At 69.5% G+C, this 14,721-nt stretch carries 12 protein-coding genes; 7 read left to right on the top strand and 5 right to left on the bottom strand.

Translation table 11 applies throughout. From position 1 onward, the window contains the following. Nucleotides 1-4: 4 nt before the first annotated feature. Complete coding sequence (locus tag NL114_RS07600) at nucleotides 5-2,362, bottom strand: twin-arginine translocase subunit TatC (RefSeq protein WP_254824186.1); 2,358 nt, start codon at nucleotides 2,360-2,362, stop codon at nucleotides 5-7. A 1,186-nt stretch (nucleotides 2,363-3,548) separates the two neighbouring features. Here NL114_RS07600 and pheS point away from each other — a divergent pair. After that, nucleotides 3,549-5,069 (top strand): phenylalanine--tRNA ligase subunit alpha, encoded by a 1,521-nt coding sequence (gene pheS, locus NL114_RS07595; RefSeq protein ID WP_254824185.1) that lies wholly within the window; start codon nucleotides 3,549-3,551, stop codon nucleotides 5,067-5,069. Beyond that, on the top strand, nucleotides 5,069-6,841 hold the full coding sequence (gene pheT / locus NL114_RS07590) for a phenylalanine--tRNA ligase subunit beta (RefSeq protein WP_254824184.1): 1,773 nt from the start codon (nucleotides 5,069-5,071) through the stop codon (nucleotides 6,839-6,841). Before pheS ends, pheT begins: the two co-directional genes overlap by 1 nt. Before the next feature lie 100 nt (nucleotides 6,842-6,941). On the opposite strand, the gene NL114_RS07585 is transcribed toward pheT, so the two are convergent. Both NL114_RS07585 and NL114_RS07580 read right to left on the bottom strand, forming a co-directional pair. After that, the gene (locus NL114_RS07585; RefSeq protein ID WP_254824183.1) at nucleotides 6,942-7,349 is read right to left on the bottom strand and encodes a DUF7473 family protein; all 408 of its coding nucleotides are present in this window, start codon (nucleotides 7,347-7,349) and stop codon (nucleotides 6,942-6,944) included. Nucleotides 7,350-7,511: 162 nt separating this feature from the next. Continuing rightward, nucleotides 7,512-8,075: a TATA-box-binding protein gene (locus tag NL114_RS07580; RefSeq protein ID WP_254824182.1), complete on the bottom strand. Its 564-nt coding sequence runs from the start codon at nucleotides 8,073-8,075 to the stop codon at nucleotides 7,512-7,514. Nucleotides 8,076-8,263: 188 nt separating this feature from the next. On the opposite strand from NL114_RS07580, the gene NL114_RS07575 reads away from it, so the two are divergent. Together NL114_RS07575 and NL114_RS07570 are read left to right on the top strand one after the other, a co-directional pair. After that, the gene (locus tag NL114_RS07575) at nucleotides 8,264-9,535 is read left to right on the top strand and encodes a TIGR01177 family methyltransferase (RefSeq protein ID WP_434084110.1); all 1,272 of its coding nucleotides are present in this window, start codon (nucleotides 8,264-8,266) and stop codon (nucleotides 9,533-9,535) included. 76 nt (nucleotides 9,536-9,611) lie between these two features. Continuing rightward, a complete protein-coding gene (locus tag NL114_RS07570) occupies nucleotides 9,612-10,337 on the top strand; it encodes an HAD family hydrolase (protein WP_254824181.1) in 726 nt (241 codons plus the stop codon). A gap of 288 nt (nucleotides 10,338-10,625) precedes the next feature. Here NL114_RS07570 and NL114_RS07565 read toward each other — a convergent pair whose 3' ends face one another. Continuing rightward, complete coding sequence (locus tag NL114_RS07565; RefSeq protein ID WP_254824180.1) at nucleotides 10,626-11,654, bottom strand: AAA family ATPase; 1,029 nt, start codon at nucleotides 11,652-11,654, stop codon at nucleotides 10,626-10,628. Nucleotides 11,655-11,807: 153 nt separating this feature from the next. On the opposite strand from NL114_RS07565, the gene NL114_RS07560 reads away from it, so the two are divergent. The 3 genes from NL114_RS07560 (at nucleotide 11,808) to NL114_RS07550 (ending at nucleotide 13,874) form a co-directional block, all read left to right on the top strand. Beyond that, nucleotides 11,808-12,797: a GAF domain-containing protein gene (locus NL114_RS07560; RefSeq protein WP_254824179.1), complete on the top strand. Its 990-nt coding sequence runs from the start codon at nucleotides 11,808-11,810 to the stop codon at nucleotides 12,795-12,797. Next, nucleotides 12,794-13,516 (top strand): RAD55 family ATPase, encoded by a 723-nt coding sequence (locus NL114_RS07555; RefSeq protein WP_254824178.1) that lies wholly within the window; start codon nucleotides 12,794-12,796, stop codon nucleotides 13,514-13,516. Before NL114_RS07560 ends, NL114_RS07555 begins: the two co-directional genes overlap by 4 nt. 76 nt (nucleotides 13,517-13,592) lie before the next feature. Then, nucleotides 13,593-13,874, top strand: a complete 282-nt coding sequence (locus NL114_RS07550) for a DUF7967 family protein (RefSeq protein WP_254824177.1) — start codon at nucleotides 13,593-13,595, stop codon at nucleotides 13,872-13,874. Nucleotides 13,875-13,917: 43 nt separating this feature from the next. On the opposite strand, the gene NL114_RS07545 is transcribed toward NL114_RS07550, so the two are convergent. Next, nucleotides 13,918-14,721 carry a DUF7089 family protein gene (locus NL114_RS07545; protein WP_254824176.1) on the bottom strand — a complete coding sequence of 268 codons (804 nt, stop codon included), beginning with the start codon at nucleotides 14,719-14,721 and terminating at the stop codon, nucleotides 13,918-13,920.

Genomic DNA, 14,721 nt, shown 5'->3' with positions numbered 1-14,721 from the left:
GGTGTCAGTCCGCCGCCTCGGGCTCCGGCGGCGTCGGCTTCGGCCCGCCCCGGCGCCCACCCAGCGTGACCGCGTACAGCAGCGCCAGCCCCGCGAAGTACGCCAGCAGGACCGGGATGCCGACGATGAACATCGAGAAGACGCTCTTGGGCGTGAACAGCGCGGCGCCGCCGAGGATGAGCACGGTCACCTCGCGCCAGCGCCCCAGCTGCGTCCGGTAGGGGACCAGCCCGCCCCGGTGGAACAGGTACATCGTGACGGGGATGTCGAACAGCAGGCCGACGCCGACGGTGGTGAAGAAGACGAGCCAGCCGAAGGAGTTGATCTGGTAGGCGATGACCATGTTCGCGCCGAGCGCGTCCGCGACGAGCCAGGAGATGATGTTGGGGGCGACGTAGAGGAAGCCGACCGCACTGCCGGCGACGAGGCCGAGTGTCGTGAGCCCGCCCCACAGGAGCAGGACGTTGCGGTCACCGGCGGCGAAGCCGCGCTCCTTCAGGGCGGGCCACGCGAAGTACAGCAGTACGGGCAGCGTGGCGACGGCAGCGAAGATGACCGAGACCTTGATCTCGAAGATGAGCACCTCGACCGGGTGGAGCGCGACGATATCGATGGCACTGGGGTCGACCACCTGCGACGGGACGCGGCTGATGAACTGCTCTTTCAGGTAACCGATACCGCCCAGATAGAGCGCGCTGAACGAGGCCGCCAGCACGACCATGAACAGCCCGACGATGAGGAACGCCTTCGAGGTGAGCGACTCGACGATGAACTGGATGTCGTAGAGGTAGCCGCCGATGTCGTCCTCGTCGGTCTCCTCGGCGGTGAAGGCGTTGGCGACGCCCGCGGCGGTCCTGGTGCCGACGCCAGCCTCCTCCGTGTCGGCGCTGACGCCGGCCTCGTTCGGGCCCGGCTCCGCCGCGCCCGCCGGACGGCCCACGTCGTTGGCCGCGGCCGCGGTCGCCCCCTTCTCGACGGGGTCGGCCTCGACCAGCTCCTGGGCCTCGTCGAAGCGGTCGAGGATGGCCTGGGCCGTGTCGGGGTCGTCCTCGTCCATGGCGTCGCCGGCGAGCGAAAGCGCCTCGTCCTCCTCCATATCGGCGAACGCCTCGATGGGTGCTGCACGGATGCCGCCCGCATCGAGTTCGGAGAGGTCGATATCCCCGGGCGCGCCGGTCGAGGCAGGAGCAGGGCCGCCCTCGCCGGCCGTCGCCGAACGGTTGAGCCCACGCTCGACCGCTTTCAGCCCGCCCTCCGCCTCGATGATGTCGTCGACGGCGGCCACCAGGAGGTACGCCAGCGTCACCAGCACCGCGCCGAGCCCGACGACGACGGCGCCGATACCGAGCGCCACCTCGGGTGAGAGCCCGAGGATGGGGTCGGGCGTCCACTGCGAGGGCGGGCGGAGCCGCCCCGTCGCGGTGTACCGGTCGAGAACGGTCAGGGCGGCGTTGACACGCGGGACCAGCGAGTCGGCCGCGCCGGCCAGCAGCGCCCGATAGCCGAAGTAGGTCGCGGCGAAGGCGACGGCGCCCGCGCCGGCGAGCACGTTCCAGCGGTCGCGGGCGACGTTCTTCACGCCGAGACGCTCGCTGGACACCTTCGCGGTGACGACGAACTTCGATATCTGGAGGCTGATGGCGTAGAGGACGACCAGCGGTGTCGCCCACATCAGCTGCGTGAGCGGGTCCGGCGGCGTGAAGAGGGCGCCGATGGCGTACAGCCCGACGATGGCGTGGCGCCAGTAGTCACGGAACGTCGTGTACGGGACGACGCCCGAATACGAGAGCGCGCTCATCACGAGCGGGAGCTGGGCCGCGAGCCCGAACGAGGCCGAGAGCAGCATGATGAACTGTGCCCACTTGACGATGGAGTAGGTCGGCGCGAAGCCGGACTGGACGGCGTTCTCGGCGAGGAACTGGAAGGCAGTGGGGAAGAAGACGGCGTACCCGTACGCGACGCCGCCGCAGAACAGCAGGAAGCTGAAGAACGAGACGGTGGCGATCTTCCAGCGGGGGATGCCGGTCGGCCAGATGCCACGCGCTTTCAGCGCATCCCGGGAGTAGTAGAGCAACAGGGGGAGCGCGACGAGTATCCCGACGACGAGGCCGATCTTCACCTGCAGGAGGATGACGTCGAACGGCGTGACCGCGACGATGACGATGTCCTCCTGGACGTTGAGGTCGGCCTTCAACTGGGCCCAGACGAAGTTGCGGAGGACGTAGATGGTCCCCATGAGCCCGATGACGAACAGGATGAACACCTTCTGCAGGTGCTTCTGGACCTGCCGGAGCATCGCGCCCGCCGTCTCACGGCCGCTGTCCAGCGTCCGGGCCGTGTCCTCGTCCAGGTATGATGACACTGCCAGCCAGTTACGTGGACGCACCTATCAATCTTTCAGATATCGGGACAGGACCGTCGTCTGCTGAGACTCTCGCACGCTCTCAGAACGAAGGCGACGACCACGACAACGGAGACACCTACGAAGCCCTCGGCTCTCGGCTCACCTTCGAGTCCACCAGGGGATAGAACCAGGGGATAGAACGTGTCACGGGCCCTGTGACCCTGCCCTTCCCCAGGTCGCGCGGGTTCGCAGGCAAGCCGCTCACCACGCGCTCCCGGCCAGGTGGCGGTTACTCGGCGAGCCGGTTCCGAGGACAGGAAGCGCGCCAGCGGCCCTGCTGTGGAGGCCGCTCGCAGGGCGGGACTCCGTCCCGCTTGCAGTCGGCGCGAAGCGCCGACGACGCCAGCGAGCGTGCCGGAACACGTCCGGCGCTGGCGCGGGGAGGTGTGGGGACACTAGCACTTCGCCGGAACCACCACGCGCGGACGCTCTGTGCAACCAGCAACAGGGTGGGACTGAAAGGGGCCGTCATCGGCGGCTCCGCCGCCGATTGCTCGAGAGAACGAAGCTCTCCCGGCGCCCGGCTGGCGGCGTAGCCGCCAGCTATTAGATTGTCCGCGGAGCCGACAATCCGCCTCGACCCGCCCCGGACGACGCAAGGACCGCAGGGTGAGCGCAGCGAACCCGAGGACCGCAGCGAGTCCCGGCCGTTCTGGCGAGCGTAGTGAGCCAGAAGTCGTCAGAGCTTGCTCTGACGGAAGTCGAGCGGGCGAGGGCTTTCAACAGGATTCCGTCGTGGTTGTCGCCGTGAGGAGGCAAGAGTTTCGAAGTATTTAGAGCGAAGCAGAGCAACGCACACTAAGCACACATATAAGTGAGAAATTTGCGGAACAAATCTATAACACTCTAGCACTCCCGCTCCCACAACACTCAAGTCCCGTTCCCACACATCCGGTCCCATGCCAGTCGGACGCACCGGACGGCGCGCCGCCCCGCAACCGCCAGCCGCGTCCGACCCGTTCTTCTTCGCCTGACGCGGCGGCGGACCCGGCAACCCCTCACTAACTGGAGACGAAACGGAGGGGTCGGCGGGGAAACCGTCGCACAGGTCGGAACCGTTAGTTGACCGGCCGCCGCAGGCATCGACGACGACCGCGCGGGCGTCGGCGGGACGCCCGCACTCACGCACACCCATCACCACAACATGCGACTCCCGGCAACACAGGTCGCGCTGCTCGAGGCCGCCAGCGCGACCGAGACGAAGACGGTCGAATCGCTCGCCGAACAGGTAGACGCCGACACGACCGCGGTCACGAACGCCGCGCTCGAACTCGAGGCCGAGGGGCTCCTCACCGTCGAGGAGTACACCGCCGAAGAGGTCGAACTCACGGCAGAGGGCGAGCGCTACCGCGAGAACGGCCTGCCCGAACTCCGCCTCTACGACGCGGCCGTCGAGGCCGGGGGCGAGGACGAGCCCGTCGGCATCGGCCAGCTGGTCGGCGCCGCCGGGCTGGAGGGCCCGGAGGTCGATATCGCGCTGTCGAACTTCGCGCGGAAGGGCTTCGGCGACATCGAGGAGGGCGCCGTGTCGGTCGACCTGGAGGGTGGCCCGGACGTGGACCCCGATGACGACCCCGAAGCGGGTGCGCTCGACGCCATCGCCGGCGGGAACGCCGGCTACCTCGACGAGAACGTCCTCGACCGTCTCGTCGACCGCGGCCTGGCGACGCGCCACGAGACCACCGTGCGCTCGGTCACGCTCACCGATGACGGCGTGACCGCGCTGATGGAGGGCGTCGAGACCGCCGAGACGGTCGGCGCGCTCACGCCCGAGATGCTGACCTCGGGCGAGTGGGAGGACGTGGAGTTCGCCGAGTACAACGTCGCGGCGGACGCCGAGGCCGAGTACGGCGGTCGCAAGCACGTCCTCCGGCAGACCGCCGACCGCGTGAAGGACGTGCTCGTCGGGATGGGGTTCCAGGAGATGGAGGGCCCCCACGCCGACGCGGAGTTCTGGATCAACGACTGCCTGTTCATGCCACAGGACCACCCCGCCCGGACCCACTGGGACCAGTTCGCGCTGGACGTGCCGCCGATGCGTGACCTGCCCGACGACCTCGTGGACCGGGTCGAGTCCGCCCACCGCGAGGGCGTCGGCGACGACGGCGACGGCTACCACTCCCCCTGGACCGAGGACGTGGCGAAGGGCGTCGATTTGCGTGGTCACACCACGTCGCTCTCGATGCGCTATCTCTCCGGCGAGCAGGTTGGCGAACTGGAGCCGCCCCAGCGGTGGTTCTCCGTCGAGAAGGTGTACCGGAACGACACGCTGGACCCGACGCACCTGCTGGAGTTCTTCCAGATCGAGGGCTGGGTGATGGCCGAGGACCTCTCCGTGCGTGACCTGATGGGGACGTTCACGGAGTTCTACGAGCGGTTCGGCATCACGGACATCGAGTTCAAGCCCCACTACAACCCGTACACGGAGCCCTCGTTCGAGCTGTTCGGCACACATCCGAAGACGGGCGAGATCGTCGAGATCGGGAACTCCGGCATCTTCCGCGAGGAGGTGCTCAGCCCGCTCGGCGTGGAGTGTGACGTGATGGCGTGGGGACTGGCGCTGGAGCGACTGCTCATGCTCATGTACGGCTTCGAGGACATCCGCGACGTGCACGGGACGCTGTGTGACCTGGACCTCCTGCGGACCGCGGAGGTGGTGAACTGATGCCCGTCGTCGACGTGGACCCCGACGAGCTGCGCCACCTGACCGGGCACGACGAGAAGTCCGACGAGGACCTCAAGGACGACCTGTTCGCGCTCGGTCTGGAGTACGAGGGCGAGACAGAGGACGGCCTGATGCAGCTGGAGTTCGCACCCGACCGCCTCGACCGCCTGTCGGTCGAGGGCGTCGCGCGCTCGCTGCGCTACCAGTACGGCGACGACCGCGGCGTCTACCTCCCGAACACCAACGACGCCGACTGGACCATCGAGGTCGAGGAGTCGGTGCCCGACGAGCGCCCGTACGTCACCGGCGCCATCGTCCGCGGCCTGGACATGGACGAGGCGGGCCTGGACTCGCTCATCCAGTTGCAGGAGAAACTGCACGCCACGATGGGCCGCAAGCGGGCGAAGGGCGCCATCGGCGTCCACGACCTGACGATGCTGAAGGGAGGACCGGCCGCGGGAGACGGGGACGGCCAGAAGTCCATCCGCTACGTCGGTGTCGAGCCCGACGGCGACACGTTCGTCCCGCTGGACTCGAACCGCGAGCTGACGCCCGGAGAGGTCCTCACCGAGCACGACACCGGCGAGACGTACGCGGACCTCGTGGCCGACTACGAGCGCTACCCGGCCATCTACGACGACGTGGGGCTGTTCTCGTTCCCACCCGTCATCAACGGGAAGCGCACGGAGGTCGAGACCGACTCCCGGGACCTGTTCATCGAGATGACGGGGACCGACCAGTGGACCATCGACAAGATGCTCAACATCGTCTGCTACGCGCTCGACGCGCGTGGCGGACGGGTCGAGCGCGTCGACGTCGAGTACCCCGACCGCACGCTGGACCGGCCGGACCTCTCGGTCTCGGAGAAGTCGGTCAGCCACCAGCGCATCGAGTCGCTGCTCGGCATCTCGCTGGAGGCCCGCGAGGTCGTCGACCTGATGGAGCGCGCGGGGCTGGACGCGACGGCCGAGGGGGTCGACGACCCCGACGACATCGACACCGACGAGGTCGTCTACGAGGCCGACGTGCCGCCCTACCGCGTCGACGTGCTCCACCCGCTCGACCTCGTGGACGACGTGGGCCGCGCGTACGGCTTCAACGACCTCGAACCGCGCTACCCCGAGATCGGCACCATCGGTGGCCGCCACGAGCGCTCGCGCGTCGAGGACGCCGCCCGCGACGCCCTGGTGGGACTGGGCTTCGAGGACATGCTCGACTTCCACATGATAAGCGAGGGCGAGAACTACGAGCGGATGGGGCTCTCGGTCCCCGGAACAGCCGGCGGCGACGTGACGCCCGACCCGGACGCCCCGGTCGGCGCCCAGCCGCCGGTGACCATCACCGAGCCGTACAGCGAGGACTACACGATGGTCCGGACGTGGGCGCTCCCGTCGCTGGTGATGGTGCTGGAGCGCAACACCCACCGGGCGTACCCGCAGGACCTCGCGGAGATCGGCCTCGCTGCGCACCGCGACGACGACGAGAACACGCGCGTCAGCGAACACCGGACCGTCGCCGGCGTGCTGGCCCGGACGGACGCCACCTACGAGGACGCGAAGGGCAAACTGCAGGCGCTCTGTCGAGCGTTCGACGTGGACCTGGAGACGCCACCCACCTCACATCCCTCGTTCATCGACGGGCGCACCGCGAGCGTCGTCATCGACGGTGACGAGGTGGGCGTCATCGGCGAACTCCACCCCCGCGTGCTGGTCGAGCACGACCTCGAACTGCCGGTCGCGGGGTTCGAGTTCCGGCTGGACGCGCTGCGATAGGTCGGTTGAATTTCCAGTTTCGATATTATATCCGAAAGTGGCCATATATTCGGATAGGAATTCACTTGTCGGGAGTCCCGGGAGAGATTCATCGAGGGAGTCACAGCACGCCGAACACGTTCGCCAGCGCGACGCCCAGCACGGCGGCGAACCCGAAGTGCAGCGCCACGAGCGGTGCGGTCGACCGGGCGCGGAGCCGGTAGACCGTACTGATGGCGATGCCATCCGCGAGGAGGGTGGCGACGATGGTGACCCCCGCCAGCAGCGAGGGGCCGACGCCGAACGCGCCGCCCGCGACGCCGTACTGCTGGAGGAGGATAGAGACGACAGCGGGGAGAGCCGCGGCGGTGGCGGCCTTCTGGGAGGGCACGTCCCCGATGAAGAACGTGGCCGCGAGATGGAGCGTGAACGCGTAGAACAGCCACGTCAGCAGGAAGGTGACGATGACAGCGAGTGGGCCGCCGCCGGTGACCGACTGGAGCGGCACGGGCGCGATGGGACCGGCCATACGACTGCTCGGTACTCGTGGCGCATGTAGCCTCCGGACTCGGATGTACGTGGGGACGGGAGATGCGCGGGCCGAAGACGCGAGCTGTGGCGACGGCGGCGGCTACACGGCTCGGGAGACGGAAAGAGAGCAGGAGAGAGAACCGTCGGTTCGTCCAGCGTCTTACCCGTCCAGCAGGCCGAGCTTGTCGAGTTCGGAGACGATCTTGTCGACGGCGTGCTCGGCGTCCTCGGGCTGCTTGCCGCCCGTGATGACGAGCTTGCCGGACCCGAACAGGAGCGCCACGACATCGGGCTCGTCGAGTCGGTAGACGAGGCCGGGGAACTGCTCGGGTTCGTATTCGATGTTCTCCAGGCCCAGGCCGATGGCGATGGCGTTCAGGTTGAGGTTGCGCCCGAGGTCCGCGCTCGTGACGATGTTCTGGACGACGATCTCGGGGTCCTCGTCGACCTCGATGTTCAGGTCGCGGAGCTTGTCGAAGACGATGCGCAGGGACTCGTGGACATCGTCCGTGCTCTTGGCACCCGTACAGACGATCTTCCCGGAACGGAAGATGAGAGCAGCGCTCTTCGGTTCCTGGGTCCGGTAGACCAGCCCGGGGAACTGCTCGGGGTCGTAGTCGGCGCCCTCGAGGTCCATGGCCACGCTCTGCAGGTCGAGCTCCTGGCCGATACCCGTCGAGGCCACCACGTTCTCGATGTTGATGGTTTCCTTGGGGTCGCTCATCGTATGCCTTAAGCCACGTATTTAACCTTTATAAATATGGGTGGTGGTGGCTGACAGGTCGAGAACCGGAGATATCACGCGCCTCGCGCCGATTCAGCTTATAAAGCGGCATCGATTGCCGCTTGAAGTGGGGGTGTGTGTCGCTCCTGAAACGGAGTGGTCGTCGGGTCGGCCGGACCGGCACCCTCATGCCCGACGCGGCCCCGACCCCGGCCGTGTACGTCCTCGAACTGGGCGGCCAGGACGACCGGTTCGCGCGCCACGAGGCCGAGAGCGCCTGCTCCGCCGTCGAGCCGCTGGGAACGGGCCTCGCGACCGCGCGCGGCGTCACCGACCGCGTCCGTGGACTGGCGTTCACCCAGCGCGCCGCCGAACTCGTCGGGCGGACGGCCCCCCGCATCGAGGACGCCGTGACCCTGCTCGACGCCGCCGCACTCGCTCGCGAGGGCTCCGTTCGCGTCCGTGCCCGCGACGTGCGGGGCCTGACCGACGTGGACACGAAGCAGGCCGAGCGCGACCTCGGACAGGTGCTCGTCGACCGCGGCTTCACGGTCGACCTGGAGGACCCGGACCACGAACTCCGGGCCCTGTTCGCCGCCCCGCCCGGGCACGACGACGCGGACGACGGCACCGTCACCATCGGCATCGACGACGCGCGCGACGTGGAGGTCGTCGAGCACGAGGGCGTAGCCGACACGAGCGACCTCGGTGGCCTCGACGGGCCCGGCGGCGAGGAGCCGGGCGTCTGCGCACTGGGCTGGCTGACCGCCGAGAGCCGGCGGGATTTCGGCGACCGCCAGCCGACGGACAAGCCGTTCTTCCAGCCCGGGAGCATGGACCCGCTACTGGCCCGGGCGCTGGCGAACATCGCCGGGGCACGGCCCGACCGGACCCTGCTGGACCCGATGTGCGGGACGGGCGGCCTGCTCGCCGAGGGCGCGCTCGTCGGCGCCGACGTGGTCGGTATCGACGCCCAGTACAAGATGGTCCGGGGCGCGGCCGAGAACCTCGCGCACTACCTCGGCGAGTCGACGGCCGCCGACGAGAGCGAGACTGGAGACAGGGACGGGGAGGAGTCGCCCGAAGGCGTCACGGGTGCCGCCGATGCCCCCGGCAACGCGGCCGTCTGCCGAGGGGACGCCCGTCGACTCCCCATCGCGGGGGCGGACGGCGAGGGACCCATCGACGCCGTCGTCTTCGACGCGCCGTACGGCCGGCAGTCGTGGGCCAGCGACGAACTCTCGGCCGTGGTCGGCGACGCGCTCGCGGAGGCCCGCCGGGTCGCCCGCCGCGCCGTCGTCGTCGGCGACCGGCCGTGGACCGACGCCGCCGAGGCCGCGGGCTGGACCGTCACCGACCGCTTCGACCGGCGCGTCCACGGCTCGCTGGTCCGGCACGTCCTCGTGCTGACGGCCGCCGACGAGGCCGGCGATGAGGCCAGCGGCGAGGCCGGAGAGTAGCCCACTCTGCCCGCACACCGCCACCGATCCCGGACGAACCGGTACCTTTTCTCTCGCGACCGGCCACCGCTCCCCCGTGCGCGAACGGTACGTCTGCCTCACCTTCGATACACTCGCGGCCCGTGCGGGGAGCACGCCCGCGGGTGCGTACGGGCCGCCCGACGACGACTGGGGCGGAGCACTCCGTGACGCTCTCGCCGCGAGCAGCGTCGGTCGCACCACGACCCCCGACGCGGTCCGCCCCCACCTCGACCTCCCGTGGCACCACCCCGACCGGATGCACGCCGACCGGCGCGGCGAGGACTGGTGGCGTCACTACGAGTCAGCGTTCGCGGACGCGCTCGCGGCCGTCGATGTCCCCCGCCGACAGGCCGATGCGGTCGCGCGGGGCGTCCGCGAGACGTACCTCGACGCGGCGGCGTGGGCGGCCGTCGAGGGCGCGAACGCGGCGCTGGACCGCCTCTCGGACGCCGGCTGGGAGCCCGTCGTCTACCTGAACGGTCCACCGGAGGTCGAGGCGTTGCTGGCGGCCGTCGGCCTCGACGAGCGGGTACAGGAGGCGTTCACCTCGGCGCTCACGGGCTACGAACTGCCCCACGCCCGCGCCTTCGAGACCGTCGAGGACGCGCTCGGCGACTGCCGGCTCTGGTTCGCCGGCCGCGACCCGGCAGGGGCCGCGGGGGCGCTGGACCTCGGGATTCCGGGTATCGTGGTGGCGCCCGACGACGACGCGGACCTGCCGCCCGGCGCACGGTCGGCCGCGACGCTCGATGGGGTAGCCGACCTGCTCGACGGGAACTGACGCCGAGAACCGCACCGCTCGGCCGGTTCCGAGCACAGGAAGCGCGCGGGCGCGCCCCGGGTGAGCCGCCGAGCCACCAGCGAGGGGGCGAACCCTCCTGCCGCGCCCGTGCGGGGAGGGATGGGGACGCTAGCACTCGGCTGGAACCCCCACGCACGCCGCTCGACCCGAAACGCAACCCACCGGGGACCCGAATCCTCAGGGGGGCATTGGAACTTGGGGATAAATCAGTCCCACCCTCCATTTATACAACCAATACAGCTATTATACCCTCTGTTACGCCATTACTCACGCACTACCGCTCGAACGACCGAGTTCCGCGAGCAGATGCGAGAGATGGACCCGGTCGGAGGTGCCCTCCACGAGGTCCATATCCACCTCGCCAGCGAGCTGGTGGAGCCGCGCCAGGTCCCAGTTGCGGTTGCTCTCGCGGGCCACACGCAGCAGTTCGGCCAGGAGCTCGTCGCCCGACAGGCCCTCGTCCTCCAGCAGGTCGTCGAGCGTCGACCGGGCGGCGTCGAAGTCACCGGATGCGGCGGCCGCGAGCATCTCCTCGACGCGGGCGTCGACGCCGACCTCGCCGAGGGCCTCGTAGGCCGTGTCCATCGTGACGGCCGCCCCGTCGCCGTCGTCGGCCTTCGCCGCGACGAGCTGCGCGCCGAGGATGGCCCGACGGAGGTCGCCGTCGCCGTAGCTGGCGACGAAGTCGATGCCCTGGTCGTCGTAGCCCACGTCCTCGGCGTCCAGAATCGACCGGAGGACCGTCGCCGTCTCCTCGTGGGTCGGCGCACGCATCGGCACCGGGAAACACCGCGACTCGATGGGCGGGATCAGCTTCGAGGGCTGGCGCGTCGCGATGACGAACTGCGTGGTCCGGGCGTACTGCTCCATCACGCGACGCAGCGCCTGCTGGAAGTCCTCGCGGATGGCCTCCGCGTTATCGAGGAGAACCGTCTTGTACGTCCCGGAGACGGGCTGGTGGGCCGCGGACTCCTTGAGGACGTGGTTGATCATGTCGCGCTTGCTCATCCGGGACCGGCCCTCCAGGAAGTGCGCGAACCGCGGGTCGTTCTTGATCTCCGTCTTCGTCCGGCCGAAGAAGTCCGCGACGTTGATCTCCACGAGGTCGTTGTCCGGGTCCTCGTGGGCCGCACGGGCGAGCGCGCGGGCGGCGGCCGTCTTGCCGACCCCCTCCGGGCCGTGGAGGATGAGGTTGATCGGCTCCTCGACGGCCTCGGTCAGGTAGTCGCGTACGTCCGGCTGGGGGAGGTCCGCGAGGTCGGGCGCGTGTGTCTCCGTCCACAGCGGGGCGTCCATCGGGCACGGGTAGGCGAGTCGGGCGTATCAATCCACCCGTTCGAGTACCCGCGGCCCGCCAAGTCTCCATGGCCCACCGAGTACCCGCGGCCGGTTCCGGAGCCCACAGCGACCCTGGGTTTTTATTCCGGAACCGCGAACACCCGCCATCCGATGAGTGGGACCGTTCTGTGTGTCGACCCGGACGAGAAGGCGCGGGCGGCCACCGCGTCGGCACTCGAAGACGCCGGGCTGACGGTGACCGCGTGTCCCGACCTCGCCGCCGCCGTCGATGCGCTCACCGACGGCGTCGACTGCGTGGTGAGCGAGTTCGAACTCCCCGATGGAAGCGGCCTCGACCTCCTGGCTACGGTCCGCGAACGGGTCCCCGACGCGAGCTTCGTCCTCTTCACCGACGCCGAACCCGACGATATCGACAGCTCACCGCTCGGAGGAGCGGTCGGCGAGTACGTCCCGAAGGGTGGACCGAGGGCCCGAGCGCAGCTGGCCGACCTCGTCCAGCACAGCGTGACGTTCCGGACCCAGACCGCCTACCCACTTCCCGACGACGAACACGACCGGCTCGCCGTGCTCGAGGCCTACCGGCCGGTTCTCGCCGAGGCCGAGGCCTCGTTCGACCGCCTCACGACCCTCGTGAGCGACCTGCTGGACGTGCCGATGGCCGCCATCGGGATCATCGACGAACACGAACAGGAGTTCGTCGCCTGCTACGGCGTCGATTTCGACGTCTTCCCCCGCGAGGACACCGTCTGCACGTACGCGCTGCTGGAGCCGGGCGTGACGACCATCACCGACCTCTCCGAGGACCCGCGGTTCGCGAGCAACGAGGGACTCGCTGTCCACGACCTCCGGGCGTACGCCAGCGCCGATCTCCTTACCCCCGAGGGCTGCGTCCTCGGGACCATCTGTGCCTACGACAGCGTCCCCCGGGAGTGGACGGACGAGGACCGCGAACACCTCCGGCTGTTCGCGGCGGAGGCGATGGAGGTGCTGGAGCTCCGGCGACAGCTGTACGACTGCCGCGGCGACGATGCCGACACCGACCGACTCGACGCGGTGCCAGCCGGCGGTACCTCAGATCGTGACCGCGATACGAGCCGGTCCGACGCCAGCGACGAGGGACCGAACGGAGGGGCAGGATGAGCAGCCAGCAACCGGTCGGTCGCCCGGACGGCGCGGACGCCGAGGACGACGGCGGGATGGACCCCTACCGCTTCGACAGACTGCCACTGGACCCGATTCCAGCCGGTCGGAACGTCCTCGTGGCCGGACCACCCCACGTGGGCGCCCGAGGACTCGTCCTCCGGATGGTCGCCGGCTCGCTCGCGGACGACGAGGGCGGCGTCCTCATCACGACCGACGCGGACGGCACGAGCATCCTCGAGGACTGCCGGCGATGGGGCGCCAGCCCCCGGACAGACGGTCTCGGGGTGGTTGACTGCGTCGGGGCGACGACCGACGGGGCCAGGGACATCCGGACGACGACGGTGTCGGGCCCGGACGACCTCACCGGTATGGGGATGCGCTACTCGAAGCTCTGTGCCGACTTCGACGCGGAGGGCGTCACCCGCATCCGGATGGGCGTCGCCTCCGTGTCGACGCTCCTCTCGTTCGGTGATGTCCAGCGGACCTCCCGTTTCATCCACACGCTCGCCGGGCGGAACGCCTCCATCGGCGGCCTGGGCGTCTTCCTCCTCGACCCAGATACCCAGGACGAACGGACCGTCCGGACCATCGCACACTTCTGCGACGGCCGCATCCAGATCCGCGAGGCCGAGGACGGTAGCGGCGACAGCGAACTCCGGGTCCGTGGGGTCCCCGGTCCCCGCGAGTGGACCACGTTCGATGTGGGCTCGACCTGAACCACCTCGCTGACGGCGGCGTGGGCTTCCATCGGAAACGAAGGGGTTGAAGCCGAGCGCCGCCGGAGCACGCCGTATGACCGACGACGAGACCGAAGCGGATGGCGAGGTGCGCACGTGGCTGGTCGAGCGCTCCTACAACAGCCGGAACCTCATCACGCTGGTCTACGCCACCCCCGACGGGGAACGGGCGCTGACCCGCGAACTCTCCTCCTCGATGCTCGACCGGACGGCCATCACCGCCGCACGCGACGTGGACCCGGACGACCTCGCACCCGTCGAGGAGTCCGAACAGGAACGCTACCGGACGGAGGCCGAACGCGTCCGGGAGAACAACGACCCCGACGACGAGATCTGAGTCCGGCGAAGGGCGTCAGTCGTCTCCGGCATCCACGAACCGGTCACTCCCCGGTCGCGAGCGCGTCGAACGTCTTCTCCGCCCATCGGACAGCGAACGCGGCCCCGTTGCGCTCGTACGCGGCGGTATCGAGCGCGGCGAACGGGTCCGGCAGGCTCTGCCCGTGTTTGACGGCGGCGCATGAGAGTTCCGCGGCGGCCGCGAAGTCCGTCTCGCCGCGCGCCACCTCGCCCGGGAGGCCGTCGAGGCGGGGCTGGAGGCGCTCGCCCGCGTCGACCCACGCGTCGTGGAGTGCAGGGAGGTGTGGGTCGTGCTCGGGGTCACCCCAGGCCCGGAAGACGGGCCGGGTCAGCCGCCCGACGTAGGCGTCGTACAGCGCCGCACCGAGCTGGAACGTTCCGGCGGGGGCGAGCGGCGTCGCCGCCGCCAGCTCCGGGTAGCGCTCGCCGAAGAACGTGAAGAACGACTCCGTCGGCGCCACGTCGGTCTCGACGAGCGCCTCCGCGACGAGGAAGTCGACGAACGACCCGGGCGAGCCCTCGAGTCGTGGCTTGACGAACACCGTCGGCGGCTCCGTCTGCCGGGTCCAGGCCACGCCACCGTCGCCGGGGAGCCCGACGGTGAACTCGTCGCTCGCGTAGCGTGTCAGGATCTCCGGTACGTCCGCGGGAAGCCACTCGTCGGGCGCGGAGAAGGGGTCGAACCGGTCGACGAGGAGGCCCAGCTGCTCGGCGACCGCCGGCTCGATGGTCTCGAAGTCACGCGCGCAGTCCAGCACGACGGCTCCCGGGGCGTGCGCTCCGCGGACCACTTCGAGGTCGTCGGAGAGGGTGCGTGGCTCGAACAC

The organism is Haloglomus halophilum, from assembly GCF_024298885.1.
GTDB lineage: Archaea > Halobacteriota > Halobacteria > Halobacteriales > Haloarculaceae > Haloglomus > Haloglomus halophilum.
This window is presented reverse-complemented; position numbering and strand designations above follow the sequence as displayed.